Consider the following 583-nt stretch of genomic DNA (forward strand, 5'->3'; position numbering starts at 1 on the left):
TGCGGCAAGTGCAAGTTCTGCCAGGCCGGTGAGCATCAGCATTGTCTGGATATGTGGTTCTACGGCAGTGCCATGCGTACCCCGCATAGCCAGGGCGCATTCCGCGAACTGATCGTGGCCGAAGAATATCAGTGTGAATCCGTTGGCGATGCGATCAGCCTGGGCGAAGCCGCCTGCTGCGAACCGCTCTCCGTTGCCCTGCATGCGGTGAAGCAGGCCGGCAATCTGGCTGGCAAGAAGGTACTGGTCACCGGCTCCGGCCCGATCGGCGCTCTGGTGGTAGCCGCTGCGCGTTATGCCGGCGCACTCGAAGTGGTCGCTACCGATCTGCACGATGCCGCATTGGCCAAGGCTGTCGAAATGGGTGCCACCGGCACGGTAAATGTCGCCGCAGCCCCAGGCTTGCAAACCGAGCAATACACGGCTGACAAAGGCTACTTCGATGTCGCGATTGAATGTACCGGTGTCGGTGCGGTGCTGAAGGACATCTTCCCGGTCTTGCGTCCGCGCGGCGTGATCGTGCAGGTGGGCGTGAGTGGCGACGTATCGATTCCGATCGGCGTGCTGGTGGGCAAGGAAATCA

At 61.6% G+C, this 583-nt stretch carries 1 protein-coding gene; it reads left to right on the plus strand.

The window, feature by feature from the left end:
* Window positions 1–583: zinc-binding dehydrogenase (locus tag AC0KVQ_RS16515; RefSeq protein WP_473422290.1), on the plus strand; the 583-nt coding region annotated here is incomplete at both ends.

This window comes from Formivibrio sp. oc-25 (assembly GCF_055810895.1).